The sequence below is a fragment of the Marininema halotolerans genome, assembly GCF_900116235.1.
GTDB lineage: Bacteria > Bacillota > Bacilli > Thermoactinomycetales > DSM-45169 > Marininema > Marininema halotolerans.
The window spans coordinates 43730-63958 of the sequence record NZ_FPAA01000009.1 but is presented as its reverse complement, the minus strand read 5'-3'; the positions used below and the strand labels follow the sequence as shown (position 1 = coordinate 63958).

Below are 20229 nucleotides of genomic sequence, written 5' to 3'. Positions count from 1 at the left end.
TGTAGCGCCCGGCGTCGGGTGGCATCTCCGTCGCCGGGTGTTCTTGTGTTTTTGAAGGGGGAAACAACCGATGGGTGTAGGGGTTGTCATCCCAGCCGCTGGGATTGGAAAGCGTATGGGAACGAAAGTGAGTAAACAGTTTCTCGAAATTGCTGGGGCCCCAGTTTTCATTCATACTTTGCGTGTATTTGAAGGTCATCCAGCGATCACAGAAATTGTAATTGCTGTGCGAGAAGAAGAGCGGGAAGTAGTGGAAGGCCTTCTCCATCAGTATCAGATGGAATCACCGTCCATTCGTCTGGTCCAGGGTGGAGGCGAACGACAATCGAGTGTCTACCAAGGGTTAAAGGCAATTGATGCGGAGTGGGTGCTGGTACATGATGCCGTACGTCCTTTTGTGACGCGTGCACAAGTGGATCAATTGTTAGTGGCTGCGAAGGAAACTGGCGCCGCTATTTTAGCTGTGCCTGTGAAGGATACAGTAAAGAAAGTATCAGATGCAGGGACGGTTGAAAGTACGCTGGATCGGAATCAACTGTGGGCAGTGCAGACACCCCAAGCTTTTTCAAAGGAATTACTGCTAAAGGCCCATCAAAAGGGGATCGAAACAGGAATTGAAGCAACCGATGATGCGCGACTTGTGGAAGAGATGGGTGTTCTGGTTCGTGTCATCCATGGTGATTATGTGAATTTAAAGTTAACTACACCTGAGGATTTGGTATTGGCGGAAGCGATATGGAATATGAGGTGTTCGACCCATGATTAAAGTAGGGCAAGGTTTTGATGTACATGCTTTTGCAGAAGGGCGCCCCTTGATTTTAGGTGGAATCGCCATCCCGTATTCCCTGGGACTGGCTGGACACTCTGATGCGGATGTGTTGCTACATGCCATATCCGATGCCGTGCTGGGTGCGTTGGGAGAGGGGGATATAGGTAAGCATTTCCCTGATACCGACCCGGCTTTTGAAGGGGCTGATAGTGCAGAGTTAATGCGCGTGGTATGGGAGTTGGCGGTGGCAAAGGGATATACCTTAGGTAACCTGGATGCAACAGTGATTGCCCAACGTCCAAAAATGGCTCCACATATCCCGGTGATTCGGGAAAGAATTGCTGAATTATTGCAGGCGGATGTAACGGATATCAATATAAAAGCAACGACAACCGAGCAACTTGGCTTTACTGGGCGTGAAGAGGGAATTGCTGCGATGGCTGTGGTCTGCTTGTTAAAAAAACAATAAATACTGGGTGAGGTGAGGGTGTAATGGCTGATCGAGTACGTACACGTTACGCACCAAGTCCGACCGGACACCTACATATTGGTGGTGCACGAACGGCATTATTTAGTTATTTATGGGCAAAGAAACATGGTGGCGATTTTATTGTTCGCATTGAAGATACGGATACCGAGCGGAATGTGGTGGATGCGGAAGAAAAGCAGATGGCAGCTCTTGCTTGGTTAGGGATCCAATGGGACGAGAGCGTTGATGTGGGTGGGCCTCATGCTCCCTATCGTTCCATGGAACGTACGGGCATTTATGAAGAGTATCTAAAGCGCCTACTGACTAGCAAACAGGCATATCCCTGTTATTGCACTTCTGAGGAACTTGAACAAGATCGTGAGCGGCAACTCGCAGCAGGACAAGCCCCGCGATATATCGGTCGCTGTCGTGATCTCACAGAGGAAGAGAGGTCCGCGAGGGAGTCAGAGGGACGGATGTCTTCCGTTCGGTTTCGTGTTCCGGCCGGGCGAAAGATCCTTATTGAAGATATCGTTCGTGGGGATGTTTCCTTTGAAACGGATGGCATCGGCGATTTTATCATTGCACGTCCGGATGGTCGCCCGACCTACAATTTTGCAGTGACGATCGACGATGCTCTCATGGAAATTACGGATGTGGTTCGTGGGGAAGAGCATCTTTCTAATACTCCGCGGCAAATTCTGCTTTATGAAGCCTTCGGATTTAAAATTCCTCGATTTGCTCATGCGCCGCTCATTTTAAATCCTGAAGGGAAAAAAATGAGTAAGCGGGATGAGTCCATCATTCAATTTATTGACCAGTATAAAGAGCTGGGTTATCTTCCCGAGGCGATTAATAACTTTTTAGCTCTCTTGGGATGGGCACCTGCCGGAGAAAAATCAGAAGAGGAGATCTTCTCCTTGGATGAGCTTACAGACATCTTCTCCTTGGATCGGATTTCGAAAGCACCTGCTGTTTTTGATACGGGTAAATTAAAATGGATGAATAATCATTACATCAAAGAAGCTTCGTTGGAGCGGATTACGGATCTGGCGATTCCTCACCTTATCAAAGCTGGACGGATTGATTCCTCGATCAATGAATCCGAGAAAACCTGGGTCACTCGTCTGGTAGGGCTCTATCAAGAGCAGATGGATTACGTTGCCCAGATTACGGATCTGACCGCACTCTTTTTCCTTGAAGAAGTGGAGCACTCCCAAGAAGCCAAAACGGTATTGGCTGAAGAGCAAGTTCCTACCGTCATTGGGGCCTTTGTGGAACAGGTAAAAACCCATGAGGGTGAGCTTGATCCTGAAGAGGTGAAAAAACTGTTGAAAGCTGTGCAAAAAACGACTGGATTTAAGGGAAAGCAACTCTTTATGCCTGTACGTGCAGCAGTGACGGGAGAAACCCATGGTCCAGACTTAAGAGAGTCAATTTCATTATTGGGTAAAGAGCGAGTGATGACTCGATTGGAGACTTTTTTGGGTCAATAAAAGGAAATGCGTTGCTCGCTTCACCCGTTCTTTTTTGCTATAATGGAATTATAAGTATCTTAGGAAGCGATGATCGGGAGAGTACAGCGTTAGCAAGATCACCAGAGAGGAATCTCAAAGCTGAGAAGATTCCGTTCTTGAGCCGCTGGAAATGCCCCCGTGAGCTGTTCGACCGAAACCCAAGGGGAGTAGGGAGAGCCGGAACCCACCGTTACTGGGTTGAGCGGACGATAAGTGCCTTGGTGGGCTTTAGTCAAACAGAGTGGAACCGCGGTCATCACCGTCTCTGTAACCTGGAAACAGGTTACAGAGACGTTTTTTAATTTGGATCCGGTATTCACTTGTGTACTCGATGATGCCGTTGGTTATCGAGGCGAACAATCGTGCGAAAAGAAAGGGGGAGCGAGAGGATGGGAATCATAAAGGGAATGCGCAGGGCAACTGACTTGATGCGTTCAGATATTGATGCGGTATTTGATCGAGATCCTGCGGCGCGCAATATGTTTGAGGTCGTTTTCACTTATTCAGGACTCCATGCAATTTGGTCCCACCGTCTCGCCCATTGGTTTTATAAGCGTAAGGGGTATTTGATTGCCCGCATTATTTCGCAATTGGGTCGGTTCTTTACTGGGATTGAAATCCATCCAGGGGCTACAATAGGAAAAGGATTCTTCATCGACCATGGGATGGGTGTGGTAATTGGAGAGACTTGTGAAATCGGAAATTATGTAACGATCTACCAAGGCGTCACCCTTGGTGGGACTGGCAAAGAACGGGGGAAACGTCATCCGACGGTTGAGGATGGCGTGCTAATTGCTTCAGGAGCCAAAGTGCTCGGGTCGATTCAAATTGGTCATTGCTCTAAAATCGGGGCGGGTTCGGTTGTATTGCGTGATGTTCCACCCAATTCAACCGTCGTAGGAGTTCCTGGACATGTGGTGATCCAAGATGGGGTGCGAGTGGCAGGGGCTCAACATAGTGGCCAAGTGAAGAAAGCGGATTTGGATCAAGTGAATTTGCCTGACCCGGTTGCGGAGACCTGTGGAAAAATGCAAAAGGAGATTGATCGTTTACGGGATGAAGTGAACCAATTACGTAAGGAAGCTTCGATGGGAAGAAAGGAGAACATAGAAGATGGCGATTCAATTATATAATACGTTGACAAGAGAAAGAGAACCGTTTCAACCGTTGGAAGACGACCGGGTACGATTTTATGTTTGTGGGCCTACTGTTTATAACTTCATTCACATTGGCAATGCGCGTGTATTTGTATTTTTTGATGTCGTTCGTCGTTACTTAACCTACCGGGGATATGAAGTGACGTATGTGCAAAACTTTACGGATGTGGATGATCGTTTGATCAAACAGTCCATTGAAGAAGGGCGAACTGTACCGGAAGTCGCAGCGGCTTATATTGATGCTTACTTTGAAGATATGGACGATCTAGGCGTTAAGCGCGCGGACGTTCATCCACGGGCAACGGAACATATTAAAGAAATGCAGGATGCCATTCGTGCCTTGATTGAAAAAGGATTTGCCTATGAGGTTGATGGGGATGTCTACTACCGCTCCCTTAAAAAAGAGAATTATGGTGCGCTCTCGAATCAGCCCTTGGAAGAGCTAAAGGCAGGAGCGCGGATTGAGGTTAATGATCGCAAGGAAAGCCCTTTGGACTTTGCATTATGGAAGAAGGCGAAACCAGGGGAAATTGCTTGGGATAGTCCGTGGGGCAAAGGGCGACCCGGCTGGCATATCGAATGCTCCGCGATGGCGCGAAAATACCTAGGTGATACGTTAGACATCCATGCGGGTGGGACGGACCTATGCTTTCCACACCATGAGAATGAGATCGCACAGAGTGAGGCATGGACGGGAAAACCCTTTGCACGCTATTGGCTTCATAATGGCTTTATTAACATGGGATCAGAGAAAATGTCGAAATCCTTGGGGAATGTGGAGCGTGTGCGTGATCTGCGTGGTCGGTATACCGGTAGAGAGTTACGATGGTTTTTGCTTTCGGCTCATTATCGCAATCCCATCTCTTTTTCAGATGAATCGATCAACCAAATCGGTGGTGCGATCGCTCGGGTCGATACAGCGGTTGCGAATCTCTCCCATCGCATGAGTGCGGCGATGGATGGCGAAGCATCTGAAGAAGTGCGTGAGCGTTTACGCTTGCTGACAACGGATTTTGAAGGTGCAATGGATGATGATCTGAATACAGCAAACGCGATTAGTGTACTGTTTGAAGCTGTTCATTTTACGAATGAATTGGTGGCAAAAGATGTCGTTTCCCGTGGATCCTTGGAAGCGATGCAGGGTTGGTTACATCATTTTGGTGGAGAAATTCTTGGCCTAGTTGAAATGGTTGATGAAGCTGATTTAGAGGCGGAAATCGAGACGAAGATTGAAGAACGTCAACAAGCGAGAAAAAATCGGGATTTTAGCCGTGCGGATGCCATTCGAGATGAGCTAGCAAAACAAGGGATCCTTCTTGAAGATACCCCCCAAGGCATACGTTGGCGTCGGAAGTGAGGATATGGCATGGAAATCGGGATGACGAAGTCAGTGGATATGAAAGAGACCAAGGAAATGAATCCGCTCCAGCTCGCCTACCTGGGCGACGCCATTTATGAATTGTATATACGCTACCATCTGGTCATCGGGAGTGATATCCGACCAAAGGAACTTCATGATGAGGCGATTCGCTTTGTAGCTGCACCGGCACAAGCGCGAGGGATGAGAGCGGTCGAGGAGCAATTAACGGAAGAAGAATGGGAAGTGTTAAAGCGAGGGCGCAATGCCAAATCAGGTGGGGTTCCGAAAAGTGCCAAGCCATCAGAGTATCGTTATGCGACGGGGCTAGAAACGTTGGTTGCCCATTGGTACTTGACTGGACAAGTGGATCGACTGACTGACATGATGAAACGGATGATTCAAGCATTGGAAGAGGGCGAAAACGATGGCGAATGAATGGGTGATCGGCCGCCAAGCGGTGAAGGAAACGTTAAAAGCAGGCCGAGATATGGAAAAGTTATTGATTGCTGATGGAGCTAGCAAAGGTCCCCTGGCTGTTCTATTAAACGAAGCAAAAAAAGAAGGTATTCTCGTTCAAGAAGTTCCCCGTAAGAAGTTGGATCAAGTGGCTGAAGGGGGCAATCATCAAGGGGTAGCGGCGTTAGTAGCCGCCCATGAGTATGCGACGGTGGACGAGCTATTTCAACGAGCGGAGAAGAAAGGAGAAGATCCATTCTTTCTGATCTTGGATGGGATTGAAGATCCTCATAATTTGGGCTCGATTTTGCGGACAGCGGATGCATCGGGTGTGCATGGTGTGATTATCCCCAAACGTCGGGCCGTGGGATTAACCACCGTGGTCGCCAAAACATCTGCCGGCGCTGTAGAACATGTACCAGTCGCTCGGGTGACCAACCTTAACCGGACAGCGGATGAATTAAAAGACCGAGGGGTATGGTTAGTGGGAAGTGATGCAGAAGCCCATGACCGCTATGACGGAGTGGATTATGGGTTGCCTTTGGCTTTTGTTATCGGGAATGAGGGAAAAGGGATCAGTCGCCTCTTGCGTGAACGTTGCGACTTCCTCGTTAATTTGCCGATGAAAGGACAGGTCTCCTCGCTTAATGCATCCGTCGCTGCAGCGCTCTTTATGTATGAGGTGTTGCGGAAGCGTGAAGGGTAGGGGTGCATTCAGATGGAAGAGTGGCTGATTGTAGATGGATATAATGTCATCGGGGCACATGCGGGGTGGGCTTCTCTTTCATTGGATGAATCGCGGGATCTTCTTGTATCGGCGTTGGCCGAATATCAAGCAGTGACAGGAAGAGAGGTAACGGTTGTCTACGATGCTCACCGTTCGCCTGGTGCTGAGACGAAGACTATCGACAGCCGGGTGAAGGTATGGTTTACTCGGGAGCATGAAACAGCAGACCAAATGATTGAAAGATTGGTACGTCAACATAAAAAGTCCCAGCGGCGCATCTATGTCGCAACTTCGGATTTTATGGAACAGCGGATGATATTCGGGCAGGGAGCTTATCGAGTTTCCTCCCGGGAACTCATCCAACAATTAACAGCAATGGATAAAAAAATAGCAAAGCGAATTCGAGAAAAAAAAGAAAGAAGATCCACATTGGGTCAAGGATTAGCTGGAGACCTATTGGAAACCTTGGAAAAATGGAGGCGAGAAAAATAGGTTGAAAATTTGACGTTTTTGTAGCAACTCAGCTATAATACTCTTATCATGGTTTTCCACCCCACGGGTCGGAGGGATGAAGGTGAGTGTCAATCTTCAATGGAGCGTATCTGCAACTGATGAAGCGATGACCGACGAGATGCTGGTGGAGGCTGTACGTATGGCTGATGGCGCCGCATTGGAGCAATTGATCAATAAATACAAAAATTTCGTCAGAGCAAAAGCTCGCTCCTACTTTTTAATTGGAGCGGATCATGAAGATATCGTCCAGGAGGGCATGATCGGCCTTTATAAGGCGATTCGAGATTTCCGTGGAGATAAGTTGGCTTCATTTAAAGCTTTTGCTGAATTATGTATTACCCGCCAAATCATCACTGCGATCAAAACCGCGACACGTCAAAAACACATCCCCCTTAATTCCTATGTCTCGTTGGACAAGCCTATCTATGACGAAGACTCTGATCGTACATTGATGGATGTCCTGACAGGTGGGCGTGTTTCTGATCCGGAAGAGCTCTATATCAATCAAGAAGAGTTTGATGATATAGAAGATAAGATGTCGCAAATCTTAAGTGAATTGGAACGCCAAGTGTTGATGCTCTATTTAGATGGTCGATCCTATCAGGAAATTGCAGTGGATCTTAAGCGGCACGTAAAGTCCATTGACAATGCGCTGCAACGGGTTAAACGAAAGCTAGAGCGTTACTTGGAGGTTCGTGAAGTGACCACTTAATGATGATACAGGTATGAATTGGAGGGATAGAGGGGGAACCCCTCTTTCTTTTTGTTTTTCCTTGTTTAATGAGGTTCGACAGCAATCGTCAAATTCCTTTCGTCTCCTTAAAGAAAATCCACGGTGGCTGAAAGGTTTGAAGGAAAGTATGGCGGGGCTATACTAGCAAGGAAGTGTTTTCTCTTATGGAAGAAGAGAAACAAGTGAGAGATTGGGAGATTCCTCCTTTGCACCGGCGACTGTCATTCATTGACATGAACGAGACTCTATGATAATGTAATTTGGGTATTTTGTATAAGGACCCGTGAGTGAGGATCCGCTTTGATGCGGAGTCAAGGAGGTGTGTCAAATGCGGGTACTGGTGACGCTAGCTTGCACCGATTGCAAAGAGCGCAATTATGCCACCACCAAAAATAAACGGAAACATCCTGATCGCATGGAGTTCCGTAAGTTCTGCCCCCGTTGTAACGGGCACAAATCGCACCGCGAAACGAAGTAATGATTTGGGAATTTCCGCAGGGGGGGATCGGGGCATGGGCTTTTTCGGCCGACTGGGGACCAACATTAAAAAAAGTGTGTCCGGGACAGCTGGCTTCTTCTCGTCCGGTGTAGCCGAACTGAAGAAAGTCCGTTGGCCTAATCGCAAAGAGATGGTGAACTATACGACTGTTGTTATGGTGACAGTGGTATTAGTGACTCTATACATTTTTGTGATCGATGTAGGGCTAGGTAGTTTGCGTGATCTGATTTCAACGAAGTAAGTACCGTCGGCAGTAATTTGTTATAAGGGGGGACGGGGCGATCCGGCCCCGATTTCATGGAGAAGAACTGGTATGTTGTCCACACGTACTCAGGATACGAGAACAAAGTAAAGACCAACTTGGAAAAACGCCTCCATTCGATGGATATGGAGGATAAAATTTTCCGCGTCCTCGTTCCGACCGAGGAAGAGATTGAACATAAGGATGGGAAACGTAAATCCGTCCAGAGAAAAGTCTTCCCGGGGTATGTCCTGGTCGAGATGGTAATGACTGACGACTCGTGGTATGTGGTTCGCAATACACCAGGTGTTACGGGTTTCGTTGGCTCCACTGGGTCGGGCTCTAAACCGACCCCCCTTCTGCCGGAAGAAGCGCACACCATCCTCAACCAAATGGGGATGGAGGAAGCTCGGGCGAAGGTTGATTTTGAAATCTCTGAGAGTGTAAAAGTGAAGGAAGGTCCCTTTGCTAACTTTGTAGGCTCGATTGAAGAGGTGGATATCAACCGGCAAAAGCTGAAGGTGCTGGTGAACATGTTCGGTCGGGAAACCCCGGTGGAACTCGATTTTTACCAGGTGGAAAAACTTTAATCGGCTTTTTTCTTCCGTTTTGGAAAAAAGTATGCTACAGTATGCATGTTTGGATTGATTAGCCAAAACGCTTACGGTAAATTGCGTTTTGGTTGCTCGACCGTGGGAGGGTATAACCCGAGACAACCACACTTAGAAGGGAGTTGGATGGTTTGGCCAAGAAAGTCATCAAACTTGTGAAGTTGCAAATCCCTGCCGGCAAGGCCAACCCGGCGCCGCCTGTTGGTCCGGCACTGGGGCAAGCTGGTGTTAACATTCCGGGTTTCTGTAAGGAATTCAACGCCCGCACTGCAGATCAAGCGGGGATGATCATTCCTGTAGTGATCACGGTTTTTGAAGATCGTTCGTTTACTTTTGAAACGAAGACACCTCCAGCTGCAGTCTTGTTGAAAAAAGCCGTGGGTCTTGATAAAGGATCAGGCGAGCCGAATAAGAACAAGGTTGCAACAATCAAGCGTGATAAAGTTCGCGAAATCGCAGAACTGAAAATGCCTGATCTGAATGCGGCAGATGTTGAAGGTGCTATGAAGATGGTTGAAGGTACTGCTCGTAGCATGGGGATCATTGTCGAAGACTGATCAGTAGGAACACGTGTGAGCGGCCGCCACGGGCTGTCACACGAGTGGGAGGAATATCCGTTAATACCACGAAGGGGGGAATACCCGTGGCTAAACATGGCAAGAAGTATCAAGAATCGCTGAAGAAGATCGACCGGGAACAAGCATACGAAGTGGCAGAAGCGCTTCGTCTCGTCAAAGAGGTCGCTCCAGCTAAGTTTGACGAAACAGTTGAAGCAGCTTTCCGTTTGGGCATTGACACCAAGCGTGCTGATCAGCAAGTACGAGGAGCAGTTGTTCTTCCTCACGGTACAGGTAAAACGCAACGAGTTCTCGTTTTCGCTAAAGGAGAAAAAGCAAAAGAGGCAGAAGCCGCTGGTGCTGACTTCGTAGGCGAAGAGGATCTCGTAGCGAAAGTGACCGGAGGATGGCTCGACTTTGATGTTGTCATTGCTACACCTGATATGATGGGGCAAGTGGGTAAGCTAGGTCGTGTACTTGGTCCCCGTGGTTTGATGCCGAACCCAAAAACCGGTACGGTTACGTTTGAAGTGACTAAGGCGGTTGAAGAGGTAAAAGCCGGTAAGATTGAATACCGTGCTGACAAATCCGGTAACATTCACGCTCCAATCGGGAAAGTATCCTTCGACAACGAAAAGTTGGTTGAAAACTTTACTACGCTGATTGAAACCTTGATTAAGGTGAAACCAGCTGCTGCAAAAGGCGTTTATGTAAAAAATGCCGCAGTTTCCTCAACCATGGGCCCTGGTATTACTGTCAGCACTTCGAGTTTTACTGGCCGCTAATCTCATTTAGAGGTCGCTAAAATATAATGTACCGTGACAATTGAATAAAGCTCTAGCCGCAGACAGTCGGTGCATACGATGTGTGCATAATTCCGGCCGAGGTACAGGGATTTGTAGTATCTGTGGGTATTCCTTTGGAAAACCCATCACGGTATGTTCCCGGCCTTCGTCTGCAAACAGCGAAGGCTTTTTTCATTGCTTACGGTTTGATTTTCTTGAAGGAGGTGTGTGGATCATGTCCAAGGCAATTGAAACGAAAAAACAAGTGGTAGCAGAGATTGCTGACAAGCTACAAAATAGCAAATCGACGATTATCACTGATTACCGTGGGTTGACCGTTGCTGAAATGAATGAACTTCGTTCGCAACTGCGTGCAGCGGGTGTTGAGTACCGTGTCTTGAAAAACACCATGACTCGTCGAGCAACGTCTGAGTCGAACCTTTCGGATCTAGATGAGCACTTGGTCGGACCGACAGCTGTCGCTTTTTCCAATGACGATGTTGTCGCTCCAGCTAAAGTTTTGCACACATTTGCTAAGGATCATAATGCGCTGGAGATTAAAGGTGGCGTTGTAGAAGGTCGAATCATTAGTGTGGATGAAGTGAAAGCACTTGCTGCTCTTCCTTCCCGCGAAGGTCTTCTCTCCATGTTGCTTTCTGTCCTACAAGCTCCAGTTCGCAACTTTGCTCTGGCCGTCAAAGCGGTTGCAGACAAAGAAGATGGTGGAGAAGAAGCACAAGAAGCTTAATTTTCGGTTTGCCTAGGGTGCACAGGGTTTGATGCACCACTATAACAATATTTTTGGGAGGTTTATCTCATGAGTCAAGAACAAATCATTGAAGCGATCAAAGGCATGAGCGTTCTCGAATTGAACGATCTTGTAAAAGCAATCGAAGAAGAGTTTGGTGTAACTGCTGCTGCTCCAGTAGCTGTTGCTGGTGGTGGCGCTGGTGAAGCTGCTGCTGAACAAACTGAGTTTGATGTAATCCTTGCTAGCGCTGGTTCTTCCAAGATCAACGTGATCAAAGCAGTACGTGGTGCTACCGGTCTTGGCCTGAAAGAAGCAAAAGCACTTGTTGATGGTGCTCCGACACCTGTCAAAGAAGGCATTTCTAAAGAAGAAGCTGAAGAGCTTAAGTCCCAGTTGGAAGAAGCTGGCGCTACGGTGGAAGTAAAGTAACCACCTAGCTGGACCCGCCGGTCAGAATTGGCGGGTCCTTTTTTCTATCATCTTGATTGGGTTAAGGAGCGTAGGGCATGAGTGACCACTACTATCGTTCACAACCGGAAGTAGAGAGTCAGGAGCGCATAATTAAGGCCGAAATGCGTGGTGCAAATTTTACTTTCACAGCTGATCGTGGCGTTTTTGCGAAGGATAGCGTCGATTTCGGTACAAAGCTCTTGATCGAAACAGCAAGCATCCCATCGGGGGCAAGGGTGCTCGATCTGGGGTGTGGATATGGACCGGTGGGGATCGCGATTGCTCGAACCGTAAAGGAAAGCTTGGTGACGATGGTGGATGTAAACCAACGCGCCTTAAAGCTTGCTTCACGAAATGCAAAACAAAATGGAGTGGAGCATCGTATCTCTGTCATTGAAAGTGATGGCTTAAAAGAGCTGTCGGATCAATCATTTGATGCGATTCTGACCAATCCACCCATTCGGGCGGGGAAAGAGACTGTTCACCGATTGTTTGCTGAATCCTACACGTATCTGCGACCTGGTGGTGTGTTGTGGATTGTCATTCGAAAACAACATGGAGGTCCTTCTGCGAAAGCACGGCTAGAGGAACTTTTTACAGTGGTGGAACGAGTGGAGCAAAAAAAGGGTTTTTGGATAGTAAAGGCAATCAAAGAGGATATAAATTGAAAAACAGTGATTGACACGGGTTTTGTGTTGTGATATCGTTTTAGAATGCTAAACCCATTGCTTGTTGAAATTGGAATCCAACAGCGTACGGGTGTTTTTTGTTGTGTATGAGCAAGCCTGTTTTTGGTAACCCTGTATAAATGGACCCTTACAACTGGAAAAATGAGGCAGTTTGAGGGGATTGTTTATAACCCGTCACATCCAATTGGTGTTTGTCGGTGATATAGGGGGGATTTCCTACGTAGGCGGATCGTTTAGCTTGAGGTTGACCCATGGCTCTCGTTGTATATTAGGTGGTTGTACATATGTACGATTTAGCACATATGTACGTATTGTTCCTTTAGTTTTTTCTTCATGTGCATCGGATTTTCCTGCTTGAAGAAAAGACTTTCATCATCCCTTTTTAAATTTTTAGAGGTACTACGGCTTGCCAGGCTGAACGTGGGGCGGTTTTTGCGTTACGGTCCCATGAGTATGACGGAAATTTTTTGAGAGTGTAGTAGAGTGGGTTAATGATGGTGTTCGTCTTTAGTAGGGGGCTTGTGATTAATGAAAGTACCACCGCCAAGAAAAGTGCGGTGCACGCAACCCTAAGACGCTATGCGTTGAGGTGTCGCTAGTCTCTATATGAGAGTGCGCACCCGATTGGGTTTGAGGGGGGAGCTCGTTTGGCAGGTAAACTAGTCCAGTACGGTCGGAGAAAGCGGCGCAGTTACGCAAGGATTAATGAGGTCTTGGATCTGCCCAACCTGATTGAAATTCAGCAACGGTCCTACCAATGGTTTTTGGATCAGGGGCTGCGGGAGATGTTTCAAGATATCTCGCCGATTGAAGACTTCACAGGCAACCTTGTTTTGGAATTTATCGACTATACGTTAGAAGAACCGAAATATGGGGTCGATGAATCCAAAGAACGTGATGTTACTTATGCTGCTCCGTTGCGAGTGAAAGTACGTTTGATCAATAAAGAAACGGGTGAAGTGAAGGAGCAAGAAGTTTTCATGGGGGATTTCCCTTTGATGACCGACACAGGCACCTTCGTCATCAATGGTGCTGAGCGTGTTATTGTTAGTCAGCTTGTACGCTCACCCAGCGTTTACTATAACAGCAAAGTTGATAAGAATGGTAAACTGACATACTCTGCTACGGTGATCCCGAATCGCGGGGCGTGGCTAGAATTTGAAACCGACGCCAAAGACATCATCTACGTGCGTATTGATCGTACGCGGAAAATACCGGTGACGGTCCTTTTGCGTGCTCTTGGTTTTTCAAGTGACGCTGAGATCCTTGATCTACTTGGCGATGATGAGTACCTTCGTAATTCCTTGGATAAGGACAATACGGGGAACACGGAAAAGGCATTGATTGAAATCTATGAGCGTTTACGTCCGGGTGAACCACCAACGGCTGACAACGCGCGTAGTCTATTATTCTCACGATTCTTCGATCCAAAGCGCTACGATCAGGCCAATGTGGGTCGTTATAAAATGAATAAGAAGCTTCATATTAAAAACCGGCTCTTGAACCAGCGCCTGGCTGAAAGTGTGGTTGACCCTGAAACAGGAGAAATCATTGCAGAGGCAGGGCAAACCATCGACCGGCGCGTCATTCACCGTTTGATGCCTGTGCTAGAAAAACAGGATAGCTTTGGCTGGGTGGAACATTCCGTACGCGGTGGTGTTCCAGAGGACGGCACAATTAAGCTACAGTCTGTGAAGATCTTCTCTCCGGTTGAAGAAGGTAAAGTGATTCAAGTCATGTCCAATGGGAATGTGGATCAGTCTGTGAAAAACATTACCCCTGAGGATATTATTGCTTCGATTAACTACTTTATCAATTTGTTGCATGGCGTAGGGAACACGGATGATATTGACCACCTTGGAAATCGCCGTCTTCGTTCGGTGGGTGAGCTATTGCAAAACCAATTCCGGATTGGTTTATCCCGGATGGAACGGGTTGTTCGTGAGCGGATGTCCATTCAAGATGCGAACGCGATCACTCCCCAAGCGTTAATCAATATTCGCCCGGTTATTGCGTCGATTAAGGAGTTCTTCGGTAGCTCTCAGCTTTCGCAATTTATGGATCAGACGAACCCACTTGCTGAGCTGACGCATAAACGGCGCCTTTCCGCCCTAGGACCTGGTGGACTTACTCGTGAGCGAGCGGGCTTTGAAGTACGGGACGTTCACCATTCTCACTATGGCCGGATGTGTCCGATTGAAACGCCGGAGGGTCCGAACATTGGGTTGATTAACTCTTTGTCATCCTATGCACGCATCAACGATTATGGGTTTATCGAGACGCCCTATCGTAAAGTAGACCCCGAGACCAATCATGTAACGCAAGAGATCGTCTATTTGACTGCGGATGAAGAGGACAACTACTATGTCGCTCAGGCAAATGCTCCATTGGATGAGAACTTTGGCTTTGTGAATGAACAAGTAATTGTTCGTTACAAAGAAGAGACGATGCCAGTTCCCCGTGAACGGGTGGACTTTATGGATGTATCGCCGAAACAGGTCGTTTCTGTTGCGACCGCGTGCATTCCGTTCCTTGAGAATGATGACTCTAACCGTGCGTTGATGGGTTCTAACATGCAACGGCAAGCGGTACCGCTTCTAAAACCTGAAGCTCCCTTTGTTGGTACCGGGATGGAGTATGTATCCGCCCGTGACTCTGGAGTGATGGTGCTAGCCAAGCGCCCAGGTACGATTGAGCGGGTTAGTGCAGAAGAGGTCTGGGTGCGTCATGAGGAAGAAGTCGATGGACGACTGGTCAAAGGCGATCTTGATCGCTATAAGATGCATAAATATATTCGCTCCAACCAAGGGACCAGTATCAACCAGCGTCCGATTGTGAGTGCGGGCGAAAAGGTTGCTGTTGGCGATACGCTAGCAGATGGACCCTCCACAGACCAGGGTGAGATGGCGCTAGGTCGTAATGTAGTCGTTGCCTTCATGACATGGGAAGGGTACAACTACGAAGATGCGATTCTTCTTTCCGAGAAGCTCGTAAAAGAAGACGTCTACACTTCTGTTCATATTGAGGAATATGAGTCCGAAGCTCGAGATACCAAATTGGGAGCAGAGGAGATCACTCGGGATATTCCTAACGTGGGTGAAGATGCGCTGAAGAACCTGGATGAGCGTGGGATTATCCGTATCGGTGCGGAGATCAAATCGGGTGACATCCTCGTTGGGAAGGTAACTCCGAAGGGGGTTACAGAACTGACTGCAGAGGAACGCTTGCTCCACGCGATTTTTGGGGAGAAGGCGCGGGAAGTACGTGACACATCACTTCGCGTGCCCCATGGTACCGATGGCATCGTAGTGGATGTGAAGGTTTTTGAACGGGAAAACGGCGACGAATTACCACCAGGCGTAAACCAATTGGTCCGTGTATACATTGCTCAGAAGCGAAAAATCTCCGAAGGGGATAAAATGGCTGGGCGTCACGGAAACAAAGGGGTTATCGCACGGGTACTTCCTGAAGAAGATATGCCTTTCTTACCGGATGGTACACCGGTTCAAGTCGTCTTGAATCCTCTGGGTGTGCCTTCACGGATGAACATCGGTCAGGTGCTAGAAGTTCATTTAGGGATGGCAGCTCGTCAGATGGGTCTTCATATGGCAACACCGGTCTTTGACGGTGCGACTGAGCAGGATGTATTTAGTGCATTGGAGGAAGCCGGTCTCGATGCAGACGGGAAAACGTTGCTATTCGATGGCCGCACGGGTGATCCCTTTGAAAATCGTGTGACTGTCGGTGTGATGTACATGATTAAACTGGCTCACATGGTTGATGATAAAATCCATGCTCGGTCGACGGGTCCATATTCCCTCGTTACACAACAGCCTCTGGGTGGTAAAGCGCAATTTGGTGGACAGCGGTTTGGGGAGATGGAGGTATGGGCACTGGAAGCATACGGAGCTGCCTATACCCTGCAAGAAATCCTCACTGTGAAATCGGATGATGTCGTGGGCCGCGTAAAAACCTATGAGGCGATTGTAAAAGGGGAGAATGTCCCTGAACCTGGAGTGCCTGAGTCCTTCAAGGTCTTGATCAAAGAACTGCAAAGTCTTGGATTGGATGTCAAGATCCTTTCTGGGGATGAAGAAGAGATTGAGATGCGGGAACTCGATGATGAAGATGAGCCGACTTCTGAGAAAATCGGTTTGGAGATGGAGACGGAAGTCGACCGATCATCCTGACCGACGTGGAAACTCGATCCCTGAGGCATGTTGCCTACAACGGATCAGGGGCAGCTCGCGTGTTGGATAAGGATGATCCTGAGGAGGAATGACCAGTGCTGGACGTCAATAACTTTGAGTTTATGAAAATCGGACTCGCCTCCCCCAATAAAATTCGTTCCTGGTCCCGGGGTGAAGTGAAAAAACCGGAGACCATCAACTATCGGACGTTGAAGCCGGAAAAAGAAGGTCTCTTCTGTGAAAAGATCTTTGGACCGACGAAGGACTGGGAATGTCATTGTGGGAAGTATAAACGGGTTCGCTATAAAGGTGTCGTATGTGATCGATGCGGCGTCGAAGTAACTCGCTCCAAAGTCCGACGGGAACGGATGGGCCACATTGAACTAGCAGCTCCTGTATCCCACATTTGGTATTTCAAAGGGATTCCAAGCCGAATGGGCTTGGTGCTCGATATGTCTCCCCGTTCCCTTGAAGAAGTGATCTACTTTGCCTCCTATGTGGTAGTCGATCCTGGTGCTACACCGCTGGAGAAGAAGCAGCTTCTTTCCGAAAAGGAATTCCGCAACTATCGGGAGAAATACGGGAATGCCTTTAGCGCGATGATGGGTGCGGAAGCGATCAAGCGTCTCTTGGCAGATATCGATTTGGATAAGGATGTACAGAACTTAAAAGAAGAAATGAATACGGCACAGGGTCAACGCCGTAACCGGGCGATTAAGCGCCTGGAAGTACTGGAAGCGTTCCGCGCTTCTGGGAATGACCCTGATTGGATGGTGCTGGATGTTTTGCCTGTCATCCCACCGGAACTGCGTCCGATGGTGCAATTGGATGGGGGACGGTTTGCAACCTCCGACCTGAATGACCTATATCGGCGTGTGATTAACCGAAATAACCGTCTGAAGCGCCTTCTTGATCTCGGTGCGCCAGATATTATTGTGCAAAATGAGAAGCGGATGTTACAGGAGGCTGTCGATGCGTTGATTGATAACGGTCGTCGTGGCCGTCCGGTAACCGGACCTGGTAACCGTCCACTTAAATCCCTCTCCCATATGTTGAAAGGGAAACAGGGACGTTTCCGGCAAAACTTGCTGGGTAAACGGGTGGACTACTCTGGGCGTTCTGTAATTGTTGTAGGACCGTACTTGAAGATGTATCAGTGTGGTCTGCCAAAAGAGATGGCACTGGAGCTCTTTAAACCCTTTGTGATGAAGGAACTCGTCGCTAAAGGGTTGGCACACAACATTAAAAGTGCAAAGCGGAAAGTGGAGCGGGTTCACCCCGAAGTGTGGGATGTACTTGAAGAAGTGATTAAAGAACACCCTGTACTGTTGAACCGGGCACCTACCCTCCACCGCTTAGGAATTCAGGCTTTTGAACCGATTCTCGTTGAGGGTCGTGCCATTCGCCTCCATCCATTGGTATGTACAGCGTACAATGCGGACTTTGATGGGGACCAAATGGCGGTTCACGTGCCTTTGTCAGCGGAAGCTCAAGCAGAAGCCCGTTTGTTAATGTTGGCTGCGCAAAATATCCTTAACCCAAAAGATGGTAAACCGGTTGTAACGCCTTCCCAGGACATGGTGCTTGGTTCCTACTACCTCACCATGGAACGGGAAGGCGCAGAAGGAGAAGGTCGTGTCTTCTCAACGGTAGGGGAAGGGATTAACGCATATTCCCAGGGATATGTGAGCTTGCATACTCGGATTGCAATTCCTGTGAAGAGCATTGATAAACCGAACTTTACGGAGAAGCAAAGAGATGCTTTGCTAATCACCACCGTAGGGAAATTGATCTTTAATGAAATCTTCCCTGATCAGTTCCCGTATATCAATGAACCTTCTAAAGAGAATTTGACGAAGGGAACTCCGGAGAAATATTTCATCTATGACAAAGGGGAAGACATTCGCAAGCGAATCCAAGCATTACCCGATGCTGGCGCCTTGAAAAAAGGATTCCTCGGTGCGATTATCTCCGAATGTTTCCGTCGCTTTGGAACGAAGGAAACCTCGGTTCTTCTCGACAACATTAAAGCGCTGGGGTATTCCTATTCGACCAAGGCAGGAATTACCATGTCGGTCTCTGATGTTGTGGTACCCAAAGAGAAAGTGGGCATCCTCGAAGAGGCACAACAGAAGGTAGAAACCGTCTTGAAACAGTATCGTCGTGGTTTGATTACCGATGAAGAGCGGTATGAACGCGTGATCGCGATCTGGAGTCAAGCGAAGGATGATATTACTGAGGTATTGATGAAGCAGATGGGTAAATTTAACCCCATCTATATGATGGCAAACTCCGGTGCACGGGGGAACGTGTCACAGATTACCCAGCTTGCTGGGATGCGTGGTCTGATGGCTAACCCATCCGGTCGGATCATTGAGTTGCCGATTAAATCCAACTTCCGTGAAGGCCTTACGGTGTTGGAATACTTCATCTCGACGCACGGTGCGCGGAAAGGGTTGGCAGATACCGCTCTTCGTACGGCTGACTCCGGTTACCTCACCCGACGCTTGGTTGATGTGGCCCAAGACGTTATCGTACGGGAAGATGACTGTGGAACAGATAAAGGGCTCCCTGTTTCCGATATTACCGATGGTGGCGAAGTGATTGAGGAACTCTACGATCGCATTGTCGGTCGTCTCGCCTTTAAAACGGTTCGTCATCCAGAGACAGGCGATGTTCTCGTTCAGCGCAACCAGTTGATCGATGAAGAACTGGCTAGCGAAATCGTGGAATCAGGTGTTAAAGAAGTACAGATTCGCTCGGTTCTCTCCTGCCGTACACACCATGGTGTTTGCCGTCGGTGTTATGGACGCAACTTGGCCTTGGGAACTCGCGTGGAGATTGGTGAAGCGGTTGGTATTATCGCGGCGCAATCCATTGGTGAACCGGGTACCCAGTTGACCATGCGTACTTTCCATACCGGTGGTGTGGCAGGGGACGATATCACCCAAGGTTTGCCGCGGATTCAGGAGCTCTTCGAAGCTCGTAATCCGAAGGGTCAAGCAACCATCACTGAAATTGGTGGGAAAGTGGTTGACATCCGTGAAGTGAAGGATCGCCGTGAAGTGGAGATCGAGGGAGAAGTCGAAACCAAGACCTATACCATCCCTTACGGTTCTCGGATTAAGGCTCAGCTTGGTGACGTCGTCGAAATGGGTGATGAGCTCACCGAAGGTTCTGTTGACCCGAAAGAACTGCTTCAGGTCAAAGGGGTACGGGGTGTCCAGGAATACATTCTGCAAGAAGTACAGAAGGTATACCGCCTGCAAGGTGTGGAAATTAACGATAAGCACGTTGAGGTGATGATCCGGCAGATGATGCGTAAAGTGCGGATCACGGACGCTGGAGATACCCAGTTGCTACCAGGATCCTTCGTGGAGATCCATGATTACGAAAATGCAAACCAAGTAACGTTGGCTAAAGAGGGAGAGCCTGCGGTGGCTCGACCGATCCTGCTGGGGATTACCAAGGCATCCCTCGAGACCGAATCCTATCTATCAGCAGCCTCGTTCCAAGAGACCACACGGGTGCTTACCGATGCAGCCATCAAAGGAAAAGTGGATCGTCTCCTTGGTTTGAAAGAGAACGTAATCATCGGGAAGCTAGTACCGGCAGGTACAGGGATGTCCCGTTATCGTCATATGGGCAATAAAGATGGCGAGCGGTCTTCCCAGGCTGAAAGTGAGAGCTCAGAGGAAACGGTGCTGGTTGATTAAGCGATCGTTATCCACTTGTTGACAACAAGAATGCTAGAT

General features: G+C 48.3%; 19 protein-coding genes and 2 other annotated features. All 19 genes read left to right on the top strand.

Annotated features, from left to right (window positions below):
- Positions 1-70: 70 nt before the first annotated feature.
- Positions 71-766, top strand: a complete 696-nt coding sequence (gene ispD, locus CHX35_RS12275; RefSeq protein WP_091837851.1) for a 2-C-methyl-D-erythritol 4-phosphate cytidylyltransferase — start codon at positions 71-73, stop codon at positions 764-766.
- Positions 759-1238, top strand: coding sequence for a 2-C-methyl-D-erythritol 2,4-cyclodiphosphate synthase (gene ispF, locus CHX35_RS12270; protein WP_091837850.1), 480 nt, complete (start codon positions 759-761; stop codon positions 1236-1238). The genes ispD and ispF overlap by 8 nt, the downstream gene beginning before the upstream one ends.
- Before the next feature lie 23 nt (positions 1239-1261).
- Positions 1262-2734, top strand: coding sequence for a glutamate--tRNA ligase (gene gltX / locus CHX35_RS12265; RefSeq protein ID WP_091837848.1), 1473 nt, complete (start codon positions 1262-1264; stop codon positions 2732-2734).
- A gap of 60 nt (positions 2735-2794) precedes the next feature.
- Positions 2795-3025: a binding site (T-box leader), on the top strand.
- Positions 3026-3144: 119 nt separating this feature from the next.
- On the top strand, positions 3145-3888 hold the full coding sequence (gene cysE, locus CHX35_RS12260; protein WP_245838788.1) for a serine O-acetyltransferase: 744 nt from the start codon (positions 3145-3147) through the stop codon (positions 3886-3888).
- The gene (cysS, locus tag CHX35_RS12255) at positions 3869-5269 is read left to right on the top strand and encodes a cysteine--tRNA ligase (protein ID WP_091837847.1); all 1401 of its coding nucleotides are present in this window, start codon (positions 3869-3871) and stop codon (positions 5267-5269) included. Before cysE ends, cysS begins: the two co-directional genes overlap by 20 nt.
- Before the next feature lie 9 nt (positions 5270-5278).
- On the top strand, positions 5279-5707 hold the full coding sequence (locus tag CHX35_RS12250) for a Mini-ribonuclease 3 (protein WP_091837845.1): 429 nt from the start codon (positions 5279-5281) through the stop codon (positions 5705-5707).
- Positions 5697-6434: a 23S rRNA (guanosine(2251)-2'-O)-methyltransferase RlmB gene (gene rlmB, locus CHX35_RS12245; protein ID WP_091837843.1), complete on the top strand. Its 738-nt coding sequence runs from the start codon at positions 5697-5699 to the stop codon at positions 6432-6434. The genes CHX35_RS12250 and rlmB overlap by 11 nt, the downstream gene beginning before the upstream one ends.
- Before the next feature lie 12 nt (positions 6435-6446).
- Positions 6447-6947: an NYN domain-containing protein gene (locus CHX35_RS12240; protein ID WP_091837842.1), complete on the top strand. Its 501-nt coding sequence runs from the start codon at positions 6447-6449 to the stop codon at positions 6945-6947.
- Positions 6948-7023: 76 nt separating this feature from the next.
- Positions 7024-7680: an RNA polymerase sporulation sigma factor SigH gene (gene sigH / locus CHX35_RS12235; protein WP_176392062.1), complete on the top strand. Its 657-nt coding sequence runs from the start codon at positions 7024-7026 to the stop codon at positions 7678-7680.
- A gap of 349 nt (positions 7681-8029) precedes the next feature.
- Positions 8030-8179 carry a 50S ribosomal protein L33 gene (gene rpmG, locus CHX35_RS12230; RefSeq protein WP_091837839.1) on the top strand — a complete coding sequence of 50 codons (150 nt, stop codon included), beginning with the start codon at positions 8030-8032 and terminating at the stop codon, positions 8177-8179.
- A 34-nt stretch (positions 8180-8213) separates the two neighbouring features.
- Positions 8214-8441, top strand: a complete 228-nt coding sequence (secE, locus tag CHX35_RS12225; RefSeq protein ID WP_091837837.1) for a preprotein translocase subunit SecE — start codon at positions 8214-8216, stop codon at positions 8439-8441.
- Positions 8442-8497: 56 nt separating this feature from the next.
- A complete protein-coding gene (gene nusG / locus CHX35_RS12220; protein ID WP_091739249.1) occupies positions 8498-9031 on the top strand; it encodes a transcription termination/antitermination protein NusG in 534 nt (177 codons plus the stop codon).
- Between the two features lie 152 nt (positions 9032-9183).
- The gene (gene rplK / locus CHX35_RS12215; protein ID WP_091838010.1) at positions 9184-9609 is read left to right on the top strand and encodes a 50S ribosomal protein L11; all 426 of its coding nucleotides are present in this window, start codon (positions 9184-9186) and stop codon (positions 9607-9609) included.
- An 86-nt stretch (positions 9610-9695) separates the two neighbouring features.
- Positions 9696-10394 carry a 50S ribosomal protein L1 gene (rplA, locus tag CHX35_RS12210; RefSeq protein ID WP_091837836.1) on the top strand — a complete coding sequence of 233 codons (699 nt, stop codon included), beginning with the start codon at positions 9696-9698 and terminating at the stop codon, positions 10392-10394.
- Between the two features lie 38 nt (positions 10395-10432).
- Positions 10433-10597 (top strand) — a sequence feature (ribosomal protein L10 leader region).
- A gap of 32 nt (positions 10598-10629) precedes the next feature.
- Complete coding sequence (gene rplJ / locus CHX35_RS12205) at positions 10630-11142, top strand: 50S ribosomal protein L10 (protein WP_091837834.1); 513 nt, start codon at positions 10630-10632, stop codon at positions 11140-11142.
- Positions 11143-11211: 69 nt separating this feature from the next.
- Positions 11212-11574 carry a 50S ribosomal protein L7/L12 gene (rplL, locus tag CHX35_RS12200; protein WP_091837833.1) on the top strand — a complete coding sequence of 121 codons (363 nt, stop codon included), beginning with the start codon at positions 11212-11214 and terminating at the stop codon, positions 11572-11574.
- Positions 11575-11651: 77 nt separating this feature from the next.
- On the top strand, positions 11652-12263 hold the full coding sequence (locus tag CHX35_RS12195; RefSeq protein WP_091837831.1) for a class I SAM-dependent methyltransferase: 612 nt from the start codon (positions 11652-11654) through the stop codon (positions 12261-12263).
- A gap of 668 nt (positions 12264-12931) precedes the next feature.
- Positions 12932-16474 carry a DNA-directed RNA polymerase subunit beta gene (rpoB, locus tag CHX35_RS12190; protein WP_091837830.1) on the top strand — a complete coding sequence of 1181 codons (3543 nt, stop codon included), beginning with the start codon at positions 12932-12934 and terminating at the stop codon, positions 16472-16474.
- Between the two features lie 95 nt (positions 16475-16569).
- Positions 16570-20190 carry a DNA-directed RNA polymerase subunit beta' gene (gene rpoC, locus CHX35_RS12185; RefSeq protein WP_091837828.1) on the top strand — a complete coding sequence of 1207 codons (3621 nt, stop codon included), beginning with the start codon at positions 16570-16572 and terminating at the stop codon, positions 20188-20190.
- The last annotated feature ends 39 nt before the right edge of the window (positions 20191-20229 follow it).

What these genes read in the sequence shown, in the direction of transcription:
- nusG (WP_091739249.1), top strand. Translation starts at nt 8,498, where the DNA reads ATGGAGAAGAACTGGTATGTTGTCCACACGTACTCAGGATACGAGAAC.
- CHX35_RS12195 (WP_091837831.1), top strand. Translation starts at nt 11,652, where the DNA reads ATGAGTGACCACTACTATCGTTCACAACCGGAAGTAGAGAGTCAGGAG.
- sigH (WP_176392062.1), top strand. Translation starts at nt 7,024, where the DNA reads ATGAAGGTGAGTGTCAATCTTCAATGGAGCGTATCTGCAACTGATGAA.
- cysE (WP_245838788.1), top strand. Translation starts at nt 3,145, where the DNA reads ATGGGAATCATAAAGGGAATGCGCAGGGCAACTGACTTGATGCGTTCA.
- cysS (WP_091837847.1), top strand. Translation starts at nt 3,869, where the DNA reads ATGGCGATTCAATTATATAATACGTTGACAAGAGAAAGAGAACCGTTT.
- secE (WP_091837837.1), top strand. Translation starts at nt 8,214, where the DNA reads ATGGGCTTTTTCGGCCGACTGGGGACCAACATTAAAAAAAGTGTGTCC.
- rpmG (WP_091837839.1), top strand. Translation starts at nt 8,030, where the DNA reads ATGCGGGTACTGGTGACGCTAGCTTGCACCGATTGCAAAGAGCGCAAT.
- CHX35_RS12250 (WP_091837845.1), top strand. Translation starts at nt 5,279, where the DNA reads ATGGAAATCGGGATGACGAAGTCAGTGGATATGAAAGAGACCAAGGAA.
- ispF (WP_091837850.1), top strand. Translation starts at nt 759, where the DNA reads ATGATTAAAGTAGGGCAAGGTTTTGATGTACATGCTTTTGCAGAAGGG.
- rplJ (WP_091837834.1), top strand. Translation starts at nt 10,630, where the DNA reads ATGTCCAAGGCAATTGAAACGAAAAAACAAGTGGTAGCAGAGATTGCT.
- rplL (WP_091837833.1), top strand. Translation starts at nt 11,212, where the DNA reads ATGAGTCAAGAACAAATCATTGAAGCGATCAAAGGCATGAGCGTTCTC.
- ispD (WP_091837851.1), top strand. Translation starts at nt 71, where the DNA reads ATGGGTGTAGGGGTTGTCATCCCAGCCGCTGGGATTGGAAAGCGTATG.
- gltX (WP_091837848.1), top strand. Translation starts at nt 1,262, where the DNA reads ATGGCTGATCGAGTACGTACACGTTACGCACCAAGTCCGACCGGACAC.
- rlmB (WP_091837843.1), top strand. Translation starts at nt 5,697, where the DNA reads ATGGCGAATGAATGGGTGATCGGCCGCCAAGCGGTGAAGGAAACGTTA.
- CHX35_RS12240 (WP_091837842.1), top strand. Translation starts at nt 6,447, where the DNA reads ATGGAAGAGTGGCTGATTGTAGATGGATATAATGTCATCGGGGCACAT.